Source organism: Calothrix sp. NIES-2098, assembly GCF_963875125.1.
In the GTDB taxonomy this organism is placed as follows: domain Bacteria; phylum Cyanobacteriota; class Cyanobacteriia; order Cyanobacteriales; family Nostocaceae; genus Aulosira.
On sequence record NZ_CAWNKJ010000001.1, the window covers coordinates 1,728,046 to 1,751,558 of the forward strand.

Sequence of the window (23,513 nt, forward strand, 5' to 3'; positions counted from 1 at the left end):
GCTCAATTGTCAGGCTCAAAGGCTCAATTGTCAGCCTCAAGGGAGCAAAAGACCTCATAAATTTATCACACAGTTTGTTTTACCAGTTTCTTTTCTACTCCTGTTGTCTTCTTTATCTCCTCAGTTCTCATAATTTATGACAACTAATATAGACTCATCTCCTTCACCTCGCCCGCCTCGTGTTCCCCAGGGAACACGTGACTCGCGCAGACACACGCCTAAAGCAGATATGCGGGGGCTTTATCAAAGGGCAATTAAAGAATCATTTGTGAAGCTGCATCCCCGAATTGCTGTCAAGAATCCAGTGATGTTTGTGGTGTGGGTGGGGACAATTGTTACTTTCTTAGTGACTCTCAATCCCAGTTTATTCGGTACTTTACAGGTAGATGTCAATCAGCAACGCTTGTTAAATGGGTTAATTACCTTAATTCTGTTTTTTACAGTGGTGTTTGCTAACTTTGCGGAAGCTGTTGCGGAAGGAAGAGGTAAAGCCCAAGCAGATTCTTTAAGGTCAACACGTTCTGATACGATCGCTCGGAAAGTTCTTCCCGATGGTACGATTCAACAAGTTAATTCTACAGAATTACGCCGCAATGATTTAGTGAAAGTCATTGCTAATGACATGATTCCTGCCGATGGCGAAGTGATTCAAGGCATTGGTTCGGTGGATGAGTCGGCAATTACGGGGGAATCTGCACCTGTACTCAAGCAACCAGGTACAGATATTGCTAGTTCTGTAACTGGAGGTACACGCTTACTTTCAGATGAATTAACAATTCGCATCACCGCCGATCCCGGTCAGGGCTTTATTGACCGGATGATTTCTCTCGTGGAAGGGGCAGAAAGGACAAAAACTCCGAACGAAATTGCCTTAACAGTATTGTTAGCAGTACTTACTCAAGTCTTCTTAATTGTCGTGGCAACCATGCCGCCCTTTGTCAACTACATTGCTAACTTTATCAGTACTGTATTTGGGGCGGAAGCCAGCAACAGTTTACGTGCAGGTGCTAGCGTTGCCATCTTAATTTCCTTGTTGGTAGCTTTAATACCCACAACTATCGGTGGTTTACTCAGTGCGATCGGGATTGCTGGGATGGATAGAGTTGCCCAATTTAATGTCATTGCCACCTCTGGACGCGCAGTAGAAGCTTGCGGTGACATTAACACATTGGTATTGGATAAAACTGGGACAATTACCTTGGGTAACCGCATGGCTGATGAGTTTATCCCTGTAAATAGTTACACAGTTCAAGATGTAGCCAGAGTTGCTTTAACTGCTAGTGTATTTGATGAAACACCCGAAGGCAGATCAATTGTCAAACTAGCCGAAGGTTTGGGAGTCAGGGTGGATTTCGACTCTAAACAAGCCGAAGGTGTGGAATTTTCTGCCAAAACCCGGATGAGTGGGACTAATTTACCCAACAAAAAGGAAGTCCGTAAAGGTGCAGTTGATGCCATTAAAGGCTTTGTCCGTTCCCGTGGTGGTCGCATTCCTGATGATGTCGATGCAGCTTATGAGCGAGTTTCTCGTTTAGGTGGTACACCCTTAGCAGTCTGCCAAGATGACCAAATTTTCGGCGTAATTTATCTCAAAGATATCGTCAAACCCGGCTTAAAAGAAAGATTTGACCAACTGCGGCGCATGGGTGTGAAAACTATCATGCTGACAGGTGATAACCGCATTACTGCTAGTGTAATTGCTCAAGAAGCCGGAGTTGATGATTTCATTGCCGAAGCTACACCAGAAGACAAGATTAGCGTGATTCGTGGCGAACAGTCTCAAGGTAAGCTAGTGGCAATGACAGGAGATGGTACTAACGATGCACCTGCATTAGCGCAAGCTAACGTCGGGTTAGCCATGAACTCTGGGACTCAAGCCGCCAAAGAAGCTGCAAACATGGTGGACTTAGATTCTGACCCCACCAAGTTAATTGATTTGGTGACTATTGGTAAACAATTGCTGATTACCCGTGGGGCGTTAACTACTTTCTCTATCGCCAACGATATTGCTAAATACTTCGCCATTATCCCCACTATCTTTGCAGCAGCTGGTATTGGCGCACTGAATATTATGGCGTTAAAAAGTGCCCAATCGGCAATTATCTCAGCTTTGATTTATAACGCTTTAATTATCCCTGTACTCATTCCCCTCGCACTCAAAGGCGTGAAGTTTCGCCCTCTCACAGCCGATCAACTCTTAAAACGCAACATTTTTATTTATGGTGTGGGCGGAATTATTGCACCTTTCATCGCCATTAAACTCATCGATGTAATTTTACCTTTGTCTTAATTACGAATTACCAATTGTTATGAAATCGCTCCAAAACTCTACCCAAATAATTGCAGATATTACCGAAATATTCTCAGACTGGCGTAAACAAAAACTGCCCTTATCCATATTTCTGGGAATGTGCTTCAACCTGGTGGTTGCGCCTGTTGTGTATGCAGCCACAGGCGAGGAATTTTCTCGCACACAAGCCTGGGCTTTGGGATTGTTAGGACTAGTAACCCTGAGTCTTTCTATCTATTTATTTTTTGTGATGTTTGTACCGGAGAAATTCTAATGAGTTTTACCAGAGAAGCCAGCAGAGCAATTCGTTCTACCTTTGTACTTTGGATTATTGGCGCAATTATCTATCCATTTATGATGATTGCTGTGGGACAGATTGTATTTCCCTATCAAGCCAATGGTAGTTTAATCAAAGATAGCCAAGGTCAAGTTGTCGGTTCTGCCTTAATTGGACAACCCTTTAGTAGCGATCGCTATTTTAACTCTCGCCCCAGCACCACCAGCTACAGCACTGCCGACCCCAAAAAAGATGATGCTAAAGTCTTACAAACAGGAGTTTCCGGTGCTAGTAACCTTGCTCCCAGTAATTCCGCCTTACTAGAACGCATCAAAGGTAAAGACGATCCCGATCCCAGCAAACGGGTTGAAGGTGATCTCAACCGTTTGAAAAAAGCAGGTGTCCAACCTACCGCAGATTTAGTCTACACCTCTGGTTCCAGCCTTGACCCCCACATTACCCCTGAAGCTGCTAAAGCACAAATTGCCCGTGTCGCTAAAGCACAAGAAATTCCACCCCAACAGTTAGAAACTTTAATTAATCAAAATACTGATGGTCGTTTTCTGGGAATTTTTGGTGAGCCAGGGGTCAATGTCTTGCAATTAAATCTCGCTTTAGATGCTTTAAAATCTGCCAGTTAAATCACATCAATTGTGATGGTTACGCCCGAAAAACTCCAGAAATTTATCTGTTTTAACTTCCTTAATTGGATGTTATTTGCATCTATTTACTCTAGAAGCTACAAATTTAAATCAACATTCTGGTGGATTGTAAGAAGAACAAAGGACAACCCTAACTAATTATCTTTAAATGCACCGCCCTAAGCTAATGGGTATTTAGGTTGTATGATCTGGGCAGGCAAGATGCCCACCCCACAAGAGTTTGGTTAAATTTAATATGCAAATTAGATGTGTTTTAGCTAATACCAATTCTCCAAAATTCAGCAACAGATCCAAACTCAAAAACCCTTGCTACATATAGCTTTCTTAATTTTGAATTTTGAATTTTGAATTGGTATTAGTTACCTACATACTGGCTCAATACCTTGTAGAAGCTCAAAACAATGTGATATTGGTGTAACAAACAAGGCTGCTTGTAGAAAAAAGGAAGCTAATATCATGCTGAGGCGGACTTTTCCCTCGCCAGAAGCTCTGCGACGCTTACCATTTGGTTTAGCTGATGTGGCTCTGATTCTCGGTACATTAGTATTAGTAGGACTCATTGCCCGTGTAGGCGCAGGGACGCTAATCAGCTTTGTACCTCCAGACGTTGTACCTAGTGTCAACTTAGATCCAGTTAATTTGCCATATTATGCAGGGCGTTCAACTCTACGAATGTTTATTGCCCTGTTTTGCTCAACTTTATTTACTTTAATATATGGCTACATTGCTGCCAAAAGTCGGCGAGCAGAGCGAGTTCTCATTCCCCTTTTGGATATTTTACAGTCAGTTCCCGTCTTGGGCTTTTTATCGATTACAGTCACAGGGTTTATTGCCCTGTTTCCTGGTAGTTTATTGGGTTTAGAAGCAGCTTCGATTTTTGCGATTTTTACCAGCCAAGTCTGGAATATGACCTTTTCGTTCTACCAATCACTGAGAACAGTACCACCAGAACTTGATGAAGCAGCAAGGCTCTACCACCTATCAGCATGGCAAAGGTTTACAAAATTAGAAGTACCTTCCGCAATGATTGGGCTGCTGTGGAATGCCATGATGAGTTTTGGGGGTGGCTGGTTCTTTGTCGCCGCAAGTGAAGCGATCAGTGTCTTAAACCAGAAGTATACTTTACCGGGACTTGGTTCTTATGTGGCAGCTGCCATTGCCAAAGAAAACTTGTCTGCTTTAGGCTGGGCATTACTGGTAATTGTGGTCATCATTTTATTGGTAGATCAACTATTCTGGCGACCGTTGATTGCTTGGGCAGATAAGTTTCGTTTAGAAACAAGCGCAGCCGCAGAAGCACCAGAGTCTTGGCTACTAGATTTAATCAAAGCGGCGCGACTTCCTAGTTTGATTGCTCAACTATTCACACCAGTAGGTGAAGTTATCAACCGTTTTCTATCATCATTGACACCACCAAGTCCAATCCATAAGGTAGATGAAAATCAGCAGGTATTGAGCGATCGCCTCTACAATTTTGTCTTATTAATAGTCATTGGCGCACTTTTAATCACCGGATTGCACTTTATTCTGATCGCAGTCGGGTTAGGTGAAGTATTCAAAGCATTTTGGCTAGGGTTACTGACCTTGGGACGCGTGCTAGTGCTATTGATAGCAGCATCACTGATATGGACACCGATTGGTGTAGCGATCGGCTTTAACCCCAAACTAGCACGTCTCTTACAGCCAGTGGTGCAATTTTTGGCATCCTTTCCCGCTAACTTTATCTTTCCCTTTGCTACCCTGTTCTTCATTCATGCCAACATCAGTATCAATTTCGGTAGCATCTTGTTAATGTCTCTAGGCGCACAGTGGTACATTCTTTTTAATTCCATCGCCGGAGCCATGAGTATACCTACGGATTTGCGGGAAATGGCAGCAGATGTAAGTTTACATGGTTGGAAACTATGGCGTAAATTGATTATCCCGGGCATTTTCTCTTCTTGGGTGACAGGTGGCGTTACGGCTAGTGGCGGAGCCTGGAACGCCAGCATTGTGTCTGAGATTGTCAGTTGGGGACAAACCACTTTGACAGCAACCGGGTTAGGAGCATATATTGCTGAAGCGACCGCAGCAGGTGACTGGCCTCGCATCACCTTGGGAATTGGTATGATGAGTCTGTATGTAGTTGGTTTAAATCGATTATTCTGGCGAAGGTTGTATCACCTGGCAGAAACCAAATACCATTTATAGAAACAAATCGAGCTGATTTGTTTTGTAATTTAGCATTCCTAATTCAAAAGCTCATTTGAGCTATTCAACTTACGACTTACACAACTGCGACATTTATTGAATATGTTTCAGTATGTAAGTAAGTCGGTTATGACTAAATATCTTTTCTTAATTTACTTTTAACCTAATACACAAAGTATTCAGAGATGATTGATAGCCTCTCAGCCCTGCAATAGTAAATCAAAGTAAAAAGTAGTTTAACTATGACAAAAACAGCTCCAACCACAGAGCAAGTCCTAATTGCAGTTGAACAGGTCAACAAAAGTTTTCCCCTTCCTGATGGCAAAGGTGAGTTTACAGTTCTGCGTCAAATTAATGCGAAAGTCAATGCAGGTGAGGTTGTTGCTTTGTTAGGGCGTAGTGGTAGTGGTAAAAGTACCTTGCTGCGAATTATGGCAGGCTTGATTCCTCCCAGTGATGGACAAGTCATTAGCAATGGCAAACCGTTACGCAGTGCTAACAAAGATGTGGCAATGGTTTTTCAAAGCTTTGCCCTGTTACCCTGGCTAACAGTACAAGAAAACGTAGAACTAGGGCTAGAAGCACAAGGAGTCAGCTTAGAACTGCGACGACAACGCGCTCTTAAAGCTATTGACTTAGTAGGTTTAGACGGTTTTGAAAGTGCCTATCCCAAAGAATTATCTGGTGGGATGAAACAGAGGGTAGGCTTTGCACGGGCATTTGTGATTGAACCGCAAGTATTATTTATGGATGAGCCATTTAGTGCCTTAGATGTGCTAACGGCTGAGAACCTGCGGGGTGAAATTGACGACCTCTGGAATGCTGGCAGTTTCCCTTCTAAAAGTATCTTAATTGTCACCCACAATATTGAGGAAGCAGTATTTTTAGCAGACAGGGTGATTATTTTAGGCGCAAATCCGGGACGGGTTCGCGGTGAAGTCGCGATCGATTTACCTCGCCCTCACGATCGCACACACCCTCGTTTCAAAGCTTTAGTAGACTATATATATACTGTGATGACAAATCCAGAAGCTGAAGTCACTGGAGAAGTCACAGTCGCCCAGTCCGATGCACCAAAAGAAAAAATTAAATCGCCCTACTCCCAGACACTACCTCATGCACGAGTTGGGGGAATCAGTGGTCTTTTAGAATTAATTGTTGAACAGCCAGAAAGTAAGGAAGATATTTTTAAGTTAGCAGAGCGAATCCAACTGGCAGTAGATGACTTGTTGCCAATTCTAGATGCTGCGGTCTTGTTAGATTTTGCTGAGGTGACACAAGGTGATGTTCAACTGACTGACATTGGACGTGACTTTGCAACCACAACTATTCTCCGAAGTAAAGACCTATTTCGGCAGCAAGTTCTGCAAAATGTACCGATGTTGGTCAGTATATTACAAACACTACGAGAGAAACGCATTGGGTCAATGCGGGCAGATTTCTTTGTAGATTTACTGGATGAACATTTTCCTCACATAGAAGCCGAACGACAATTTGCTACCGCAGTTGATTGGGGTCGTTATGCAGAATTATTTGAGTATGACTCTAGAGAAGAACGGCTGTATTTACCAGAGCCAATGTTTGCAGAGAGCAGAGAATAGTCCGGAGATGGGAAATATTCTTGACCCCTGATGAGGTTGCTTTAATAAATCGCTCGAAAAATATTTAATGTAGACTTTATATTAATTTACAAAGTTTCTAAATAGCTTAAAAGGTCTGCCATTTCCTGAGCGCTAGGTTGGAACTTTGGCATGGGTGGGGTTTCTCCACTAATCACTTGATGTATTAAGCCATACCGAGACTTGTGCTTGGAAACTCCTTGCAAACTTGGGCCTACTCGCCCATCTGCTTGCCAGCCATGACAACCAGCGCAATTAATTTGAAAGATAGCGTTTCCTTGCAATGGGTTTCCTGTGAGCGAGAGCACACTCTTGACATAGGGATCGGAAGCTTGAACCATTTGAACACCAAAAATGCCCAAAGGGATTGCTAGCAGTATGGCCAGAGCCAGCAAAGCGATCCGCTGAATAAGAGTTTCAGGTTTGGTAATCTGGTTATCCAAAAGGTTTGTAGTTAAAGTTGTGCTAAAAGTTTTTCATTTCCTACACATAGCTTAAAAGTTCTTGATTCTGTCTGCAAGCGCAGAACATGATTTTCTTGTCGCTACTAACTCTCTAAAACGCTGACGGAGGCTGGATTCATCCTTAATTTGGTAAAATCAAAAACAGGAAACGAATCTTTAATAATTGCAAAGAGGAGATTTACAGTGGTTGAACCCCTGCTCTCAGGTATTGTGCTTGGTTTGATTGTGGTTACTCTATCTGGTCTGTTTTACGCTGCCTACAAGCAATATAAGCGCCCCAACCAGCTAGGAGGCTAAAGAGGCAGAGGGGCAGGGGAGCAGGGAGAAGAGGAGAGAGCTTCCTCCCCTCTTCTCCCTGCTCCCTATACTCTCCTCATTCGACAATTCTGTAGAAAGTAAGAGCTGTGTTACCGTAAACTTTTTGGCGACAAATTTCCCAATGGGGAATTACTGGGGGTGTCCAATCTTGGGAACTATGTTCGGCTGCTAGTTCGCCCTCAAAATCTAAAAGCTGATATTGAGCGATCGCTTCTAAAACAGGCTGATACAATCCACTAGCATAAGGCGGATCGAAATAAATTCTGTCAAATTGTTTGCCTGATAAGGTTTTTAACTGCTGGAGTACATCTTGGCGCAAGATTTTCCATTCTTGGTCAGCATGAGCTACTCGCTGCCAATTTTGTTGAATAATATTACAGGCGCGGCTCGATTGTTCAATACCTATTACTAAGCTGGCTCCTCTACACAAAGCCTCTGCTCCCATTGAACCAGTACCAGCGCACAAATCTAGCCAGCGACAACCTGGAATTTTTCCCTGCCAAATATTAAAGACTGCCTCACGTACGCGCGCACTAGTGGGTCTGGTGTCTTTACCAGGTATAGTTTTTAACTGACGATTGCCGTAAATTCTCAGACTCATTGCTTATTAGTCACTGGTTATTGGTCAAGGGTCATTGTTATTTAGTCATTAGTTTAGGGCAAATGACAAAAGACAAAGGACAAATGACAAAGAACAAATGACAAAGAACAAATGACAAATCCAGAAATTTAAATTCAGTTAGGCGGCAACTTTCTCCCGTACTTGAGCAACAAAATTAGACAAGATTTGCAATCCGATATTCGATGATTTTTCGGGGTGAAATTGAACCGCCATCAGGTTTTCACGAGCGATCGCAGCTGTAACAGTTTGAGTACCGTGGGTGACAGTTGCAGCCCGAATTTGCGGGTCTGCTGGTTCCACATAGTAAGAATGGACAAAATACACCCAAGGCTGAGAAGGTAGATGCTCCCACATAATACTTTTTGGTTGAGTTATTTCCAGTTGATTCCAACCCATGTGAGGAATAGTGATATTTGGTTCGGGAACGAACCGTTTAACTTTTCCCTTTACAATTCCTAATCCTGGTTGCGTACCTTCGGCACTTGATTCAAACAGAATTTGCAATCCTAAGCAGATACCTAAGAATGGTTTACCGGATGCGATAGTATCTTTAATCGGTTGTTCTAAACCACGCTCTCGCAGGTGTTGCACAGCTGGATCAAAAGCTCCGACTCCGGGCAAAACTACTGCATCTGCTTTTTCTATTTCCTTGAAAGAATGAGTGATTTTTGGAGTTGCTCCAGCTTTTTCCAACCCTTTACAAACTGAATGCAAATTTCCCATATCGTAGTCTATGACCGCAATAACTGGCATTGACCTGCTCCTTGTAAATTTATTATGGAGGGTTTTTCTATTTTAAATAATATTTCCTATGAAGAAAAGGTTTCTATTAACTTCTTTTGACACTTGGCTCATAGATCAACAGTCAAATTCTTCTGACGATCTATTACTAGAAGTAGCCAAACTTGACACGCTACCTCATCATTTGACTTTTTTGCGTCAATTACCTGTGGATGTACAGCTTGCTAGTGATTGTGTCATCAAAAAAATCAACGAACTCCAACCGGATTGCATCATTTGTTGTGGTATGGCTGCTAGCCGGATGCAATTAACAGTGGAAGTATGTGCTAGTTGTGCAGAAAGTGTTTTGCAAACAGAAGTGGATTTAGAGCAATTAGTTTTTGGAGCAACGGCAATTGAGATTAGCCACGACTGCGGTAAATTTGTTTGCGAGGGTCTTTATTATTCAGTATTAGATTACCTGCGCCAATACCATCTAAAAGCGGATTGCATATTTGTCCACGTTCCAGTTTTAAATCAAGAAAATCTCCTCAGCATTGTGGCAGATTTCGTATTAATTATTAACAAACTGGCACTTTCATAAAATTGTCGGCGTCTGTAAGGTGGAGAAAAAATTGAAATCTATGTTGCCATTGTTACTAAGTTTGACCCTTGCCCAATCAACTCTTCCCACGCCACAAGCTGAAGAAGTAGTGCAACCGCAAATTGTGCGTCCTTTACCAGGAAAGCTCAATGCAGTACCAGTGTTTAATAGCAATAGTCCAGAATTAGTATTAAAAGAAGGAATTTTACTTTCTACTTTTCCTCCCGATGGTAAAAAAGTACCAACGGCTCACCTAAATTTTCCCTTTCGGGGATTATTTGATATTTTTGCTCACCACATTGCCAGAGCAGAACCACCAGAGAATTTACGGTCTTTATACTTAGGTATTATTTTGCATAATCCTGGTTCGACACCTGTGACGGTAAATGTGTTACAAGCAGCAAGTTACTTGAGTCAACCAGATGCACCTTTCATTCCCTTACCGTCTTTTACTGCAAATACCTTAGGTACAGTTTTTTCAGGCCCAGGCGATCGCGTCACCAGCGATGTACTTAGAGGAAAGCGACAAGACATTTTTCCCGCCCAAATTGTCATTCCCCCAAGACAAAGTCAGATGTTACTCAATCAGCCTATTCCTGTGCAGGGACTCACCCCACCTTTAAATGGTCGGTCTACGTTGATGCGGCTACGCAGTAATGGTACAGTCTATGCAGCTAGCCTCGCCATGTTTGCACAGACCAGTCCTGATGGTAGCGATCGCCCGCCGACTTTAGAGGAGTGGCAAAATTTACTTAATAATAGCGATGTAGCTGGCCCAAGAGATAAAACCCCTACTCCTTTAGAAGATACTGGCAAACCCCGCATTTATGGACGGGTAGCAGGGGTAGCTAGCGGTTCTCAGTGGCGAGCCTTGTTAGTTGATAATCCGAAAGCTAAATATCTCACAATTCCCCAGCCAGGACAAGCCTTTTCCTACGCTTTGAGTACGTTGCATGGTGGAACTTTGGGAACTGGTCAAATTCAGAGTGCAAAGATGCTAGTGCGCTATCCTGATACTGCATACCTAGCTCATGGCAACTATGGCATTCAATACAGCTTGAAATTGCCACTATATAATAATACTCAAAGTTTGCAAACTGTCAGCGTAGCAATTCAAACACCACTCAAAGAAGACCAATTAGTAAAACCAGGGCTACGCTTTTTGAGTACGCCATCTAATCAAGTCTTTTTCCGGGGTACAGTGCGAGTTCGTTACAACGATGACCAAGGTAAGCCTCAAACCCAGTTTGTCCACCTGGTACAAAAGAGAGGTCAACCAGGAGAACCCTTAACTTTATTAAATATGCCAGCAGGCGATCGCAGATTGGTAGAAGTAGATTTAATCTATCCACCCGATGCTACGCCGCCGCAAGTATTAACAGTTACAACCCAGGCGAAAAGTTAGTAGTGAAGGTAGAGGGAGTGTGGGGAGTGTGGGGAGTGTGGGGAGTGTGGGGAGTGTGGGGAGTGTGGGGAGTGTGGGGAGTGTGGGGAGTGTGGGGAGAAACGAACCACACTTAGCTTTCCCCCATCTTTCCACATTCCTTGTTTGCCCCATGCCCCATTTTCTATTTGGGTCGATATTCACTACCGTCAGCACGGAAACCTTTCTGCTGCAAAACTACCTTATTTTCATGAATAATTGTCAGTTCAGTGTCAGCACCTGGAATGAATCTGACTTGGTAAGTATATCCATCTTTGGAAGCTATATAGGTTGTCCAAAGTTGATTAGTTTCAGTTTTAGGTAATTTTGCTGCTGGGGCGCGATTGGTTACTTCAGTTTTGTTATCGTATACATTTATATATGCTTGACTTTTACCATAAACTCTCACTGTTTTTGTATCAGTCACGAAATACACCAGCGTATCTGCTTCAGAAGGATTTTGATCGGGCGTAGGCTTGCTAGGAACTATTGAAATTACATCTTCGCGTACCCAGCCAACATCTTTCGCTTGTGTACCAAATTGCACTTTATACCAAGTACGAGTATCTCCTGAAGGCTTTTGTTTGTCGATAATTTTGACGCGATCGCCTGATTTTCCTTGGCGAACAATATTACCTTCCTTGACTGCTGGAGTCGAACGAATATTAACCACGTTTGTGTTAGAAGAATTAGTCTTCAAAACGCCTTCGCTGGGGAGAATTTGGTTGGTATTAGTCATATAGTGATGCAGCCAAATTTGATGGTTTTGACAATGGACGCCTCAAATGATACATCTGGGTTTCCAGATTGGCAAAAAATATACTTGAATTTCTTAAGAATGTATACAGTTTTGCGCAGGCGCTTCTTTGGGAATGACAAATGACAGCCCTGGCCATTTATTTTTAAATGTGCCAACCGACTAACATTATTTAAAACCCTTAGCTGGTTTTTTCTGCCCCTTACTTTGAGGCTTAGATTTATGAACTTCTGCTACAGCTGCTTGAAATAAGTTGTGCAAATGTAGAGGAACGCTAGCAATTTCGGGTAAATCTGGCTCTAGGGGTTTGTGAAATTCTTCCAAAAGTGTGTCTAAATCTCTGTTTAGCTGAAAATCGGGACGTTCCAGAACTGTTTGCAACACATTTTCTAATGTATTGGGATATTCTTGAGCTAACCGATACCAAATAAACGCATTAATACTTTTGTCTTCAAGATAATAGCGAATTAGTTTTTGCGCACCTTCAATATTTTGCCAATCTGCTGTTGATAAAATAGTTTTTACTTTACTATATGTCGGTAAAAACATTTGCCCCCAACGCGGATGAGAAATTGCTGTCACCTGTTCTGCTTTCTTCAGTTCGGCAGGTAAATCAACCTTTGGCATTACCATTTTACTACTGCCATTATTGTTGAATATTTGGGAGGCTACCTTGGCGTCAGCACCCATTTCTTCTACTGCTGCTTTGATTTCCTCTTCACCAATCTCTGCTTCTTGCGCCATCTCTGCTATCGATTTAGAAGTATCTATACCTGTAGCTGCTAAGTATTTTTCTGTGACTATTTCTTGAAATTCCCCTATTTTTTTATTTAGTTGATAGCCTGGTAATGTAATTTCATCTGCACCGAAAAATTCTACAAACTGCTCGTGATATTGGGTAACAGAATTCCAAGCTTCTTCTAGTAAATCTGGCGCGTCACTGTAAAGATTATTTTTATAAGTTTCTTTAAAATTACCAATAGCTACAGCAAGTTTAGGTTTGCCTAATTTACCCATAATTGTAAAATTACTGAAGAATGTCCAGTAAATATCGGTGACAGGAGAAATGCGAGTTAGTAAAATTTCGCCTTCTTTTAACCGAGATAATTCTTGTAGTGTTTTGGGATTATTTGGTTTAACAATGTAATATTTATCTGTTAGCCAATTTCTTAACTCAAAGCCATCGGGTAAGATTTTAGCGATCGCAAATAAGCCCATAAAGCTACGATGCCAACTGCTAATTAAATTGCGATCGCTCTGGGGTAAATCGGGATGACTCTCGATAAATAATTCGAGTGGGGATTTATCGCCTACTTTTCCTTCAATAACAAAGCTATCGATAACTAAGTCTTGCTGTGTACTGTTACCATTACCAGTGCGTAACTTTCCGGCTGCGTAGGATTCTAGCGCTTGGGCTATATCGCCTTCTGCGTCCAAAACAAAATCTACTACTTCTTGTTTGAGTGCGTGCGATCGCTCTAATATTGCATCCACAAGTTTATCTCTCTAACCAACAGAGGTAGATTATAGCGTTTGAGGCTATGAGCGCATCTAGCAATAGCTAGATTTATTGCGATCGCATTAGTTATGAGAGATTGTAGATCCCCTCTTCAAGAAGTTGGGGATCTGACCGCCGCTAACCATCACTAGCTGTTATGTCCGTCCCAAATCATCGGGAAAGCATAATCTGAAAATTCAGCCAAATTTTGATTTTCGTTGCGGCTTTCTTCATCAAGGACTTTGACAACTTTGTTATACATATCTTCTGCTTGTTGCAAAGAATCACCGATGCTTGTTAAGCCCAACTTGCCAAACTGGGAAAGACAACCCATCAAATGAAACACTGTACCTGTTTCCGTGCAACTATCAAAGTGCAATCTGTGGTGGGCAATAATATCCATTAAATCGTTAGGTAATAATCCTTGATAGCGGTCTTTTTGTAGGTTGTCGGTGGCAATGTAGTATTTAGGACGCCCTTGTTGACTGTAAAATAACCCTGTAGACAAGTCATAGCGACCGTTGGTTAATAATTTCAGCGTCATAAAAGGATGAGTAGTGCCACCTTTACGCAAGTTAATTTCAATCGCCTGAATATCCCACTCTCCATTCTCTTGCTGAACGGCGATAAAATCGACACCAAATCGCTCTAAAGCGCCTTTTTGGGCTAGTTTTTTACCTACTTTTAACCCTAATTGCTGCAATTGCAACCGATAACTTTCATCTGCGGGAAAACGACAACCCAGGTAAATCTGACCATCAGGCCCGCCTAAGATTTGGTCGTGGGTTGAGAGAATTTCGATTTCGCCAGTAGGTGTAATTCGTCCTTGGACGCTAGGCGATCGCTTAACTTCTCCTTCGACAAAAGCCTCTACAATCGCCCCTAATTCTGAGATGCGTCCAGAAAAATTTGCCCAACTTTCTTGGGAGGCTTGAAAGCGCATAGTTGCAAAGCGATCGCTAATTGCTGCTACTCGTTTAGCACTCGAAGCTTCTCCTGGTGCTACATTCATAATCGGTCTTAAATCTAGCAGGGCATTTCCTTCTCCCGAAATACCTTCATTCAGTTTTACTACCATCCGTTGCAATTTTGGCTGGCGTTCCCATAAATCGCTAGCAGCTTGTGCCAAATCTTGCTGATTCCAAACCCTTTCGCTACCATCTGGATGCGGTACACCACTTTCGGCAAATATCTGTCGGCTACCACTTTTCGATCCCCAAATCTGCAAATCTGGTGCGGCTGCGTACAGTGGTACATCCAATTTTAACGACAATTCTGCTTCTAAAGATGTGGAGTTATAGCATACCATGAACGCTTTTTCATATCTTAAAGCTTGACGAATTCTCTCTAGCAAGCGCGGACGTTCTAAAATTTTTTGAGATAGAGGTTTTAGAGAAGAATCATAAGTAGAAAGTAACAGTAAACGATTGCGGGCGTGGGAAAAAGGAATTCCTGGTAACAGTTGGAGATAGTAATCAATAATACTAGGATGCAGCGGCATTGATGTTACATAAATTAACCTTGTCCGGGGGTTGCGCAAACGCATCAAAGAAAATAATAATCTTTCTTCATAATGTTCGCAGCCTTCAACCTTTTGGAGTTCGCGCTGGTCAATACTCAAAGAAGGAATAATTAAAATATCCGCTTCACTGTTATCAAACAACTCGATGGTTTTCCAGCGATCGCGTAAAGTTAATTGCAGACTGCGAAACTTATCAACCCGATCTAGCTCAGAAACATTTACTGTCACCATAATCCCTGCCCTGTCTTGATTTCAAGACTGTATTATTAATATCCTACAACTTTAGGATTCCTCGGCAGACACCCTACAAAATATATATTTATCATTCTCCGATTGTCATTTGTCATTTGTGATTCTGACAAAGTTCTAAGTGAAGGAAATCTCAGGTTAGACTTTACGCTTTGTCATTTGTCAAGAGTCAAGAGTCTAAAGTTTTTTGCACCTTGCTTTTTCTCTGTTGCTATCCTTTCCCGAACAGCGACCGTATTTGTATTCTTGCCTTTGTGTATGAATTTACCCATTCCTCGGAATTTACTTCTTAAGATTGAGTAATTTAAGTTTTTTTTACATCTAAAGAATGATAAATCTCAAGCCAATAACAGCTAATTTAAAAATAGATGAGCAGGATAAATCCTTCATCACAAGAGAGTTGTTTACTTGTTGCCCGTGGTCAAATTCAGAGCGTGTGTTAAGTGTGGGGAGAATAGTATCAGCTGAGTGCATTTACCAACCATGAGTAAGCTTGGCGAATATTTTAAGTAGAATAGGCTAAACTTACAAATGTCAAGTAAAATACAAAGCAAAAAGTAACCCTTGGGCTGAATATTTGTTCAACCCAAGGGTTACTTTTTCAATTAGGAAATCAAAGGCGTAGAGAAGCACAATTAATTCTTTTATATAAAAATAAAATCATGCATTACAAGAATCTATATTTCTTGGTAGTTTATTTCATCTAATTAATAGAAGAATTTAGCTATGACACGCTACTAGATCGCTATATTTATTTTTATCAAAGCCGAAAGCCAGTAGAATGCAGAATTGAGAATTTTGAATTTGTTTTCTCTACGTCCACCATTAGAGAGATGAATCCGTTTTAAATAATTGGTAATCTACTAATACAAAAATTAAGTAATAAACAGTAAGTAGAGATATGGCATCCACAACACCATTGCAAGGCACAGAGTTAGTAGATTGTGCTAGAGCAAATGCCAAACAAGGAATTGAAACTGCCGCTTACCAATGTGGTTATGGTAGCGATCTCAATAGATTTGCTAAAGAACTAAGGCAAGCTTGTGAAGGGATGAACTTACAAGTTAAAGAACTCAGCGAACTAATTACCGACCAAGATATGATCCTAGAATTAGGGACTGGGGAAGTGATTGCGCCTGATACAGCTTCGGAACTATAAGGACATTTTAAAATTAGTGGTGGGTGCGATGTCCCACCCTAAAGCGATCGCTTCAATCAAAATTATGTAATCCAAAAAGTAGATAAGAAATTAAATCGAACTGACGAACTCACATTATTTCCAACTTTGTCCTATCAGCTTTTCATCGCTGAATCATAAAAATTGTAGGATAATCCTCCCTAGGGGTTTAGCTATGCTCAACCCCTAGTCACATATTTGTAAGATTATTAAATTAAAGGTCATACATTCTAGCTTCTAAGGCTTCTGGATATTCATCGCAATAATCCTCAAAAGCTGTTTTCACAAACTTCTCAGCTCGTTGGTGCGCTATCTCTGCTTGCAGTTCCTCAACAACATCCCACGCCGCAGCACATTCTGGCGAACGAACACCTGTATTCGCACATACAATTCGTGCTTTCTTAATTTCGTCTTGTAATTCTTGTTCTAGTAGAATTGTTCGCGGTTGTTCGAGAAAGCGACTGTGAGCCAGAAGATCGGTGAGTGAGACAATACCCAATAGTTCGCCTTGGATAACCGGCGCTCTGTGGAGATGATGCTCGGCAAATAACCTTGCTATGTATTCCAAACCGAGGTCGGGATTGAGCGTGATACAAGGCTTGGTCATAATTTCGTAGACACGCATCGTTTGGGGATCTTTTCCATAAGCAAGCACTTTATAAGCAATATCACTCTCGCTAATAATGCCGTAGGCATCTTGTTCGTGGCGACGATCCACAATCAGCGCGCGCCAGTCTCTTGACCTCAATAACCTAACAGCTTCAGCTACTGTTGCCGAACTACGAATTGTAGCGACATCTTTTGTCATGATATCTGCTGCTTTTAACATAAATTAATCTCCTATAAAATCTTCAATGATGCGGCTAACTGCTAACTACTTTTTGCCATTCCTGCACTACAGATTGAGGCACTGAGATATTGATGAAGCGATCGCCAGGCAAAGGGATACTCAGTAGCAAGGGTTCTACCGATAATTTGGGCAATATATCCTTGAAGTTGTACTGACCGATAGTAGGGACTGGTGCTTCCTCTAAGAAAACATCAGGAGCAGTCAGAACCTCACCTGTAGCTTTAGTAATCCGCAATGGCTGTGGATGAATGAGTTCGGCAGAACCAGGAAATCCTACCAACCGGAGATTTATACTCGGTGGGTAATCAGGATAAACTTGCTTCCATAAAATTACCTGCCAAACATTTCCAGAGCGATCGTCTAATTTTAGCTGCGAGCGATAAATTACTTCTCCTGGTACTGTTTCTAATCGAGTAATAGCCGCAAGTGCGGTTTGAGAGAGACTAAGTTCTAAACCCAAGAAGATAAATATCGTTAATATCCCTAGCAATAGCAGCCACCAAAATGTTTGTAGGAAGCGACGTATCATCGGGTGTACCTCCTCTGTTTTGGAGCCAAGAGTCAAGACTCATTAGTTATTCTGGTCTACCTGGTCTACCTTGTCTCCCTTCTGTGACTCCTTCCTCCTACCTTACTTCCACTGTGCAGCCATCAATTGTTAGTTAACACTAGCAGTTTCTTGAGGAGCTTCTTCAGCTTGAGTAACTTGACTGGGAACAGAAATAACATGAACTGAGCAAGGAGCATGGTGAAGGACGTAGTTACTCACGCTACCAAGAAATAGTTCTTTTAAACCCGAACGACCCCGACGACCCATAATAATCAAATCAGCACCCCAAGTTGTCGCTAATTGACAGATCAGCCGACCAGGACTGCCAAGTTGTTGAGTAAATTCTGCATTGACTCCTGCTGTGTTTGCTTGCGCAGATAATGATTGCAATAGCTGGATACCTTCATTTTTAAAGTTATCCCATTGCTTTTGGTAGTGCTCGAAGCTTTGGCTGCCCACACCAGGATAATAGTCAAAATTAGTTAACAAAGGTGCGTAAGGGCTACCCTCCTCTTCCGCAGAGAGGACATGAAGTAGCATCAAACTAGCTCCTGTAGCCTTTGCTAAAGCCAAGGCTTGCTCAAAAACCTGTTTCCCCATTGGCGAGCGATCTAACGCAACTAAAATTTTAGTAAACATATATACCTCTACTTTGTGTCGATCGGTAGTTATTGAGGTTTCTGGCTTTTAGTTCATAAGTATGTTGGGTTACTTATAAAGACAGTTCTTTTAATCTTCACCTTGAATGCTTTGGTCAGCGCCCTTTTACATCCAGTCGGTCTACAGTTCTTTTATAGAGCATAAATTTGAGGAACTTGTGAGGATTGGGTTCAAAGTAAGAACATGGTCTTCGGCAATCAAACTAATAGCTATTACACTATATTTTCGGACTGAAACCTAAATGTATAAAGTGAGATTTTGCATAGCAGTTGAGTATATATGATCGACTGCTTTTTAGTACAATTCACGCATCTAGCAAATGAATTTGTGCTAATGTCTGGTTAGGATTGGTAGTTACTGCGGCTAACAAACTTTGACAGTTGGCACTCATACGAGCGATCGCTTCATGTTCAAATAAATCGCTGTTGTACTCCCAAGTTCCTTTCAGTCCAGTTGCAGTTTCTACCATTGATAAAGTTAAATCAAACTTTGCTGTCATTGACTCTATCTTGATAGAAGTGACAGAAATTCCTGGTAGTTCCCAAGGACGAGGGGCGGGTTCTAAATTGAATACCACTTGCACCAATGGATTTTGGTTGACGGAATGTTCTGGTTGTAAGGTTTTCAGCAGTTGCTCAAAAGGCACATCTTGGTGAGCATAGGCTGCTAATGTTACATCACGTACCCGATCCAGCAGTTGACTAAAACTCAAATTTTCGGAAATCTTGAATCGCAGCACCAGAAGATTCACAAACAAGCCAATGAGGGATTTTGTATCGGGATGATGGCGGTTGGCTATGGGAGAACCAACTAAAATATCTTTGCGATCGCTATAGCGATAGAGTAAAGTGACAAACGCTGCCAGCAGAGTCATAAATAGCGTTATACCTGATTGCTGGCTGAGAGTTTTTAGTTCTTGGGAGAGTTGAGCATCTATGTCAAAACCTAAACTGCTACCCTTGAACTTATGCAAGCTTTTTCGCGGTTTGTCTGTGAATAGTTCCAGCGACGGCTGCACGCCTAATAACTGCCTAGTCCAGTAGTTTAGTTGTCTTTGTAATACTTTTGTGGTTAATAACTCCCACTGCCACAGTGTATAGTCTACATACTGAATAGGTAAATCTGGTAAAGGAGAAGGCTTACCCGCACAGAAGGCTGGATACAAACTAGATAGCTCTTGCTGCAAAATCCCTATCGACCAAGCATCGCAGACAATATGATGTATAGTCAGCAGTAATACGTACTCAAATTGAGATAATTGTAACAACTTGGCTCTAATTAGAGAATCTCCAGCCAAGTCAAAAGGTATATGAGCTTCTATTTTGGCTAGCTGTTGGATTTGATTTTCTGGGTCTGGTGAATTCTGTAAGTTGACTACTGGTAAGGTAATAGTGGCAGTAGGAGCGATCGCCTGTACTGTTAAACCATTAACTACTTGGAAGTGAGTTCGCAAGCTGGCGTGACGTTGAACTATTTCGCGGATACTGCACTCTAGAGCATTGATATTTAAATTGCCGACAAGCTGCACTGCCAATGGCATATTGTAAGCAGCATTTTTTCCTACCAACTGGTCGAGATACCAAAGTCTGGCTTGGGCAAAAGATAAGGGAAACTCTGTTTGCTCTGGCGAAACAGGAGCAATAACAGGTACTATATGCTCCACATCTTTTTGGCGATAACTAGCAATTAACTTTTCTAGCTCGGCTACGGTTGGCGCTTCAAACACACAGTTCAAAGGTAGCTCTATCTGATAAGCTTGCCGTAACCGAGAAATAACTTGCATTGCCAAGAAGGAATGTCCTCCCAAAGCAAAAAAGTTGTCGTGGATGCCAATCTCTTCCAGACCTAGGACGGTGGCAATAATATCAGCAATTACAGCTTCCGTAGGTGTTTGCGGTGGTACAAATGGATTTTCCCGTTCTAAATGGAGATGGGCTTCAGGTAGTGCCCTATGATTCACCTCTCCATTGGGTGTAAGAGGAATATGCTTGAGAATCACAAAGGTTGCAGGCACCATGTACTCTGGCAATTTCTGCTTTAAAAAACTACGTAGTGTAGTTGATTTTAAACTACAGGTTTTTTCTTGATTGGCCTGCTCTGCTGGTACAACATAAGCAACTAAGTACCGATCTCCAGATTGATTTTCATCGATTGCGACTACAGCCTGCTGTACTTTGGGATATTGAGTCAGTGCAATTTCGATATCTGCTAGCTGAATACGCAAACCCCGAATTTTTACTTCCCGATCGATTCGTCCCAGAAATTCTATATTGCCATCTGGTAGATAGCGAGCGAGATCGCCAGTTTTGTACAAGCGTGCGCCAGGCTGAGAGCTAAATGGATGGGGGATAAAAATCTCGGCTGTGAGATCTGGTTGATTGAAATAACCCCTTGCTAGTCCATCACCACCAATGTAAAGTTCTCCTGGTATGCCAACTGCTACTGGCTGTAATTGTGCATCAAGCAAATACACCTGAGTATTGCCAATAGGGCGACCGATGGGAATAGCAGCATCAATATTGGATGCAACCGTTACTTGATAACAGCAGGTAAAAGTCGTATTTTCTGTTAGCTCATAACCATTAATTAGCTTTAATTCTGGCACAGCTTGTAGGAGCCTCTTGACGTGAGGAGGAGATATAATATCTACTCCTACTAGCAGTTGCTGCAACTGTTTTAATTCTGCTAATTGCTCATCTACCAATAAGCGAAAAAATCCCGGTGTCAGGCATAGAGTTGTTACTTGATATTGGCGAATTGCTTGTGCTAATTCCAGCAAAGATGGCGTTTGGGGAGGCATCAACACTAAACGCGCTCCATTAAGTAGGCTACCCCAAATTTCTAAAGTTGCCGTATCAAAATTAAGAGAAGCTAACTGAAGAAAAACGTCTTCTTTGGTAAAGTTGACGTAGTTGTTAGCTTTAACTAAATGCACTACACCTCGATGGATAATGCTAATACCTTGAGGTTTGTTATTAGAGGCAAATTTATATATTACATAAGCCAAGTTTAACGATGACATTAATGTTGTGGGGTTTTCTTGGCTATGTTTGGCAATGATGTTCTCGTCTTTATCCAAGCAAATTATATGTGTTGGATGTAAAGGTAGAGAAGCTAGCAAATGTGCTTGTGTGAGCAACACTGAAACTTGAGTTTCTTCTAATATGTACGCCAAGTCTGCTTGAGGATAGGTAGGCTCTATAGGGACATAAACACCACCAGCTTTCAGAATTCCCAAAAGTCCGACAATCGTGAAGAGGGAGCGTTCTACACAAATCCCTACGAGAACTTCTGGCCCCACACCTAGAGATTGCAGATAGCGTGCTAGTTGATTGGCTTTTTGATTAAGTTCTTGATAAGTGAGTTGTTGGTCTGCACATACCACCGCCACTTTATTAGGTGTTAATTCTACCTGTTGTGCAAATAATTCATGGATGCATTTATTTTGAGAATATTCTATGTAGTTGTTGTGCCAATCTCCTAATAATTGCTGTCTTTCTCTAGCTGTTAACAAAGGTAATTCCCCAAGGCGTTTTTCTGGATTAGTAACAATTCCCTCTAGCAACGTTTGGTAATGAGATTGCATCTTAGCGATTGTCGCAGCATCAAACAATTCGGTACTATATTCCCAAGCAATTAGGAATTCATTACCTAGTTCCATAACTTTTAAGTTAATGTCAAATGCTGCTCCTCGTTGTACTCCTAGATGCGGCAAAATTTCGATTGCTAATGTCTGTTGTTCCCGATTGTTGGCATTTGAAAAACTGCGATATTTATGCCAGCTAAAGCAGACAGAAACGAGAGGAAAATGACTGCGATCGCGCTGAATTTTGAGTTTTTCAATTAATAAGGGAAAAGGAGCCTCTTGATACTGGAGCGCTCCGATAACTATACTACGTATCTGAGTCAATAATTCTTTGAAGGTTGGGTTCCTACTCAAATTGCCTCGCAAGACAGTTATATTAGGGAAGTAACCAACAATTTTTTGAAAATCTTTGCTAGCTGACCTACCTGCTATAGAAGTTCCTACAAGAATATCTTCTTGATCTGTATAGCGGTAAAGTAGGGCAAAAAATGCCGCTAGCATAATTGTATAAAGAGAAGCTCGTTGAGTATTTTTAAGCTTCTTCAATTGTTGAATTAATTCTGAATTGAAATTAAAAATTGCAGTATCACCCCGATAATTTTGTTCTGGGGGATGAGGTCGATCTGTAGGCAAATTTAAAATTGGTAATTCACCCTCTAATTGTTTGCGCCAATATGTCCAAAGTTTTTCTTGAGAACTTGCTAGCATATCTGCTTGCCAGCATACATAGTCTGTATATTGGCTTTTAGGAAAGGGGAGATTGAGAGAAATTGAAGATAGAGTATTAACTTCGGCAGCATACAATATTTGAAATTCTTCGATTAGCAACTCCAAAGACCACATATCCCCAGCTATGTGGTGCATAACGATTAGTTGAATGTTCCCGTATATTGTATTGCTAAATAGTTTTACCCGCAGTACCGGGCCGCATTCTAGGTCGAAAGGACGATCTGTTTCTAGATAAATTTGTGCTTTTAAATATTCGTCATTCCATGAAGAAGCATCTATTACTTCTATATCAACTTCTTGACGAGAGTGAATTTGTTGAACTGGTTGACCGTTGCGAATGGCGTAAGTAGTGCGGAGAATTGTATGCCTATCAACTAGTTGTTTCCATACTCGTTCCCAAGCTTCTATATCTAAGTCTGAGTCGAGTCGCGCTGTCAGAAAAATATTGTAAGCAATGCTGTTTGGTGCCATCTGGTAAAGGAACCACAAGGCTTGTTGACCGTAGGAAAGAGAACAAAATGATGTGGTGTCTTCTAACGGACAAGAGGAATAACTATCAGATTGCTTGAGGATTGCTAGTATTTGTGCTTCTTGCTCTTTCAGTTGAGCTAAAAGCGCTGGAGAGAGAGTCTCTTTATCCGCTTCATAGCGTAGGCTGTTGCCTTCTGTCCAGAGCTTTACGTTAAGAAATCGCAGCTCTGACAACAACTCATCAACTGTTTTCATTTGTATAAATTTCCTTTGAG

At 41.7% G+C, this 23,513-nt stretch carries 20 protein-coding genes; 9 read left to right on the plus strand and 11 right to left on the minus strand.

Annotation, left to right across the window (positions count from 1 at the left end; translation table 11 throughout):
• Positions 1–136: 136 nt before the first annotated feature.
• The 5 genes from kdpB (at position 137) to AACU33_RS07175 (ending at position 7,020) form a co-directional block, all read left to right on the plus strand.
• On the plus strand, positions 137–2,290 hold the full coding sequence (gene kdpB / locus AACU33_RS07155) for a potassium-transporting ATPase subunit KdpB (RefSeq protein ID WP_096587825.1): 2,154 nt from the start codon (positions 137–139) through the stop codon (positions 2,288–2,290).
• Positions 2,291–2,309: 19 nt separating this feature from the next.
• The gene (locus tag AACU33_RS07160; protein WP_339375823.1) at positions 2,310–2,564 is read left to right on the plus strand and encodes a potassium-transporting ATPase subunit F; all 255 of its coding nucleotides are present in this window, start codon (positions 2,310–2,312) and stop codon (positions 2,562–2,564) included.
• Positions 2,564–3,208 carry a K(+)-transporting ATPase subunit C gene (kdpC, locus tag AACU33_RS07165; RefSeq protein WP_096587826.1) on the plus strand — a complete coding sequence of 215 codons (645 nt, stop codon included), beginning with the start codon at positions 2,564–2,566 and terminating at the stop codon, positions 3,206–3,208. Before AACU33_RS07160 ends, kdpC begins: the two co-directional genes overlap by 1 nt.
• A 477-nt stretch (positions 3,209–3,685) precedes the next feature.
• Positions 3,686–5,419: an ABC transporter permease gene (locus AACU33_RS07170; RefSeq protein WP_096587827.1), complete on the plus strand. Its 1,734-nt coding sequence runs from the start codon at positions 3,686–3,688 to the stop codon at positions 5,417–5,419.
• A gap of 242 nt (positions 5,420–5,661) precedes the next feature.
• Positions 5,662–7,020 (plus strand): ABC transporter ATP-binding protein, encoded by a 1,359-nt coding sequence (locus tag AACU33_RS07175; RefSeq protein WP_096587828.1) that lies wholly within the window; start codon positions 5,662–5,664, stop codon positions 7,018–7,020.
• A gap of 86 nt (positions 7,021–7,106) precedes the next feature.
• Here the strand turns inward: AACU33_RS07175 and AACU33_RS07180 are convergent, their stop codons facing one another.
• Positions 7,107–7,481: a c-type cytochrome gene (locus AACU33_RS07180; protein ID WP_096587829.1), complete on the minus strand. Its 375-nt coding sequence runs from the start codon at positions 7,479–7,481 to the stop codon at positions 7,107–7,109.
• 204 nt (positions 7,482–7,685) lie between these two features.
• Between AACU33_RS07180 and petG the strand changes: the two genes are divergently transcribed.
• A complete protein-coding gene (gene petG / locus AACU33_RS07185; RefSeq protein ID WP_086691646.1) occupies positions 7,686–7,799 on the plus strand; it encodes a cytochrome b6-f complex subunit V in 114 nt (37 codons plus the stop codon).
• 76 nt (positions 7,800–7,875) lie between these two features.
• Here the strand turns inward: petG and rsmD are convergent, their stop codons facing one another.
• Both rsmD and hisH read right to left on the minus strand, forming a co-directional pair.
• Positions 7,876–8,421 carry a 16S rRNA (guanine(966)-N(2))-methyltransferase RsmD gene (gene rsmD / locus AACU33_RS07190; protein ID WP_096587830.1) on the minus strand — a complete coding sequence of 182 codons (546 nt, stop codon included), beginning with the start codon at positions 8,419–8,421 and terminating at the stop codon, positions 7,876–7,878.
• Positions 8,422–8,559: 138 nt separating this feature from the next.
• Positions 8,560–9,195 (minus strand): imidazole glycerol phosphate synthase subunit HisH, encoded by a 636-nt coding sequence (gene hisH, locus AACU33_RS07195; protein ID WP_096587832.1) that lies wholly within the window; start codon positions 9,193–9,195, stop codon positions 8,560–8,562.
• Positions 9,196–9,253: 58 nt separating this feature from the next.
• Here hisH and AACU33_RS07200 point away from each other — a divergent pair, with 58 nt between their 5' ends.
• Together AACU33_RS07200 and AACU33_RS07205 are read left to right on the plus strand one after the other, a co-directional pair.
• Entirely contained in the window at positions 9,254–9,766 is a 513-nt protein-coding gene (locus tag AACU33_RS07200; RefSeq protein WP_096587834.1) for a pyroglutamyl-peptidase I family protein, read from the plus strand.
• Between the two features lie 40 nt (positions 9,767–9,806).
• A complete protein-coding gene (locus tag AACU33_RS07205; RefSeq protein ID WP_096587835.1) occupies positions 9,807–11,171 on the plus strand; it encodes a DUF3370 domain-containing protein in 1,365 nt (454 codons plus the stop codon).
• On the opposite strand, the gene AACU33_RS07210 is transcribed toward AACU33_RS07205, so the two are convergent.
• The 4 genes from AACU33_RS07210 to AACU33_RS07225 form a co-directional block, all read right to left on the minus strand.
• Positions 11,149–11,283, minus strand: a complete 135-nt coding sequence (locus AACU33_RS07210) for a hypothetical protein (protein WP_339375824.1) — start codon at positions 11,281–11,283, stop codon at positions 11,149–11,151. The two genes, AACU33_RS07205 and AACU33_RS07210, sit on opposite strands and share 23 nt — an antisense overlap.
• Before the next feature lie 51 nt (positions 11,284–11,334).
• On the minus strand, positions 11,335–11,928 hold the full coding sequence (locus AACU33_RS07215; RefSeq protein ID WP_096587837.1) for an SH3 domain-containing protein: 594 nt from the start codon (positions 11,926–11,928) through the stop codon (positions 11,335–11,337).
• Positions 11,929–12,114: 186 nt separating this feature from the next.
• Positions 12,115–13,440 (minus strand): hypothetical protein, encoded by a 1,326-nt coding sequence (locus AACU33_RS07220; RefSeq protein WP_096587839.1) that lies wholly within the window; start codon positions 13,438–13,440, stop codon positions 12,115–12,117.
• A gap of 152 nt (positions 13,441–13,592) precedes the next feature.
• A complete protein-coding gene (locus tag AACU33_RS07225; RefSeq protein WP_096587841.1) occupies positions 13,593–15,197 on the minus strand; it encodes a peptide ligase PGM1-related protein in 1,605 nt (534 codons plus the stop codon).
• A 919-nt stretch (positions 15,198–16,116) separates the two neighbouring features.
• On the opposite strand from AACU33_RS07225, the gene AACU33_RS07230 reads away from it, so the two are divergent.
• Entirely contained in the window at positions 16,117–16,374 is a 258-nt protein-coding gene (locus AACU33_RS07230; protein ID WP_096587842.1) for a hypothetical protein, read from the plus strand.
• 232 nt (positions 16,375–16,606) lie between these two features.
• Here the strand turns inward: AACU33_RS07230 and AACU33_RS07235 are convergent, their stop codons facing one another.
• From AACU33_RS07235 to AACU33_RS07250, 4 genes are all read right to left on the minus strand, one after another.
• Positions 16,607–17,221, minus strand: coding sequence for a CP12 domain-containing protein (locus AACU33_RS07235; RefSeq protein WP_096587844.1), 615 nt, complete (start codon positions 17,219–17,221; stop codon positions 16,607–16,609).
• A gap of 34 nt (positions 17,222–17,255) precedes the next feature.
• Positions 17,256–17,771: a DUF3122 domain-containing protein gene (locus tag AACU33_RS07240; RefSeq protein WP_096587845.1), complete on the minus strand. Its 516-nt coding sequence runs from the start codon at positions 17,769–17,771 to the stop codon at positions 17,256–17,258.
• Between the two features lie 129 nt (positions 17,772–17,900).
• The gene (locus AACU33_RS07245) at positions 17,901–18,431 is read right to left on the minus strand and encodes a universal stress protein (protein WP_096587846.1); all 531 of its coding nucleotides are present in this window, start codon (positions 18,429–18,431) and stop codon (positions 17,901–17,903) included.
• A gap of 325 nt (positions 18,432–18,756) precedes the next feature.
• Positions 18,757–23,493: a non-ribosomal peptide synthetase gene (locus AACU33_RS07250; protein ID WP_096587847.1), complete on the minus strand. Its 4,737-nt coding sequence runs from the start codon at positions 23,491–23,493 to the stop codon at positions 18,757–18,759.
• Positions 23,494–23,513 lie beyond the last annotated feature (20 nt).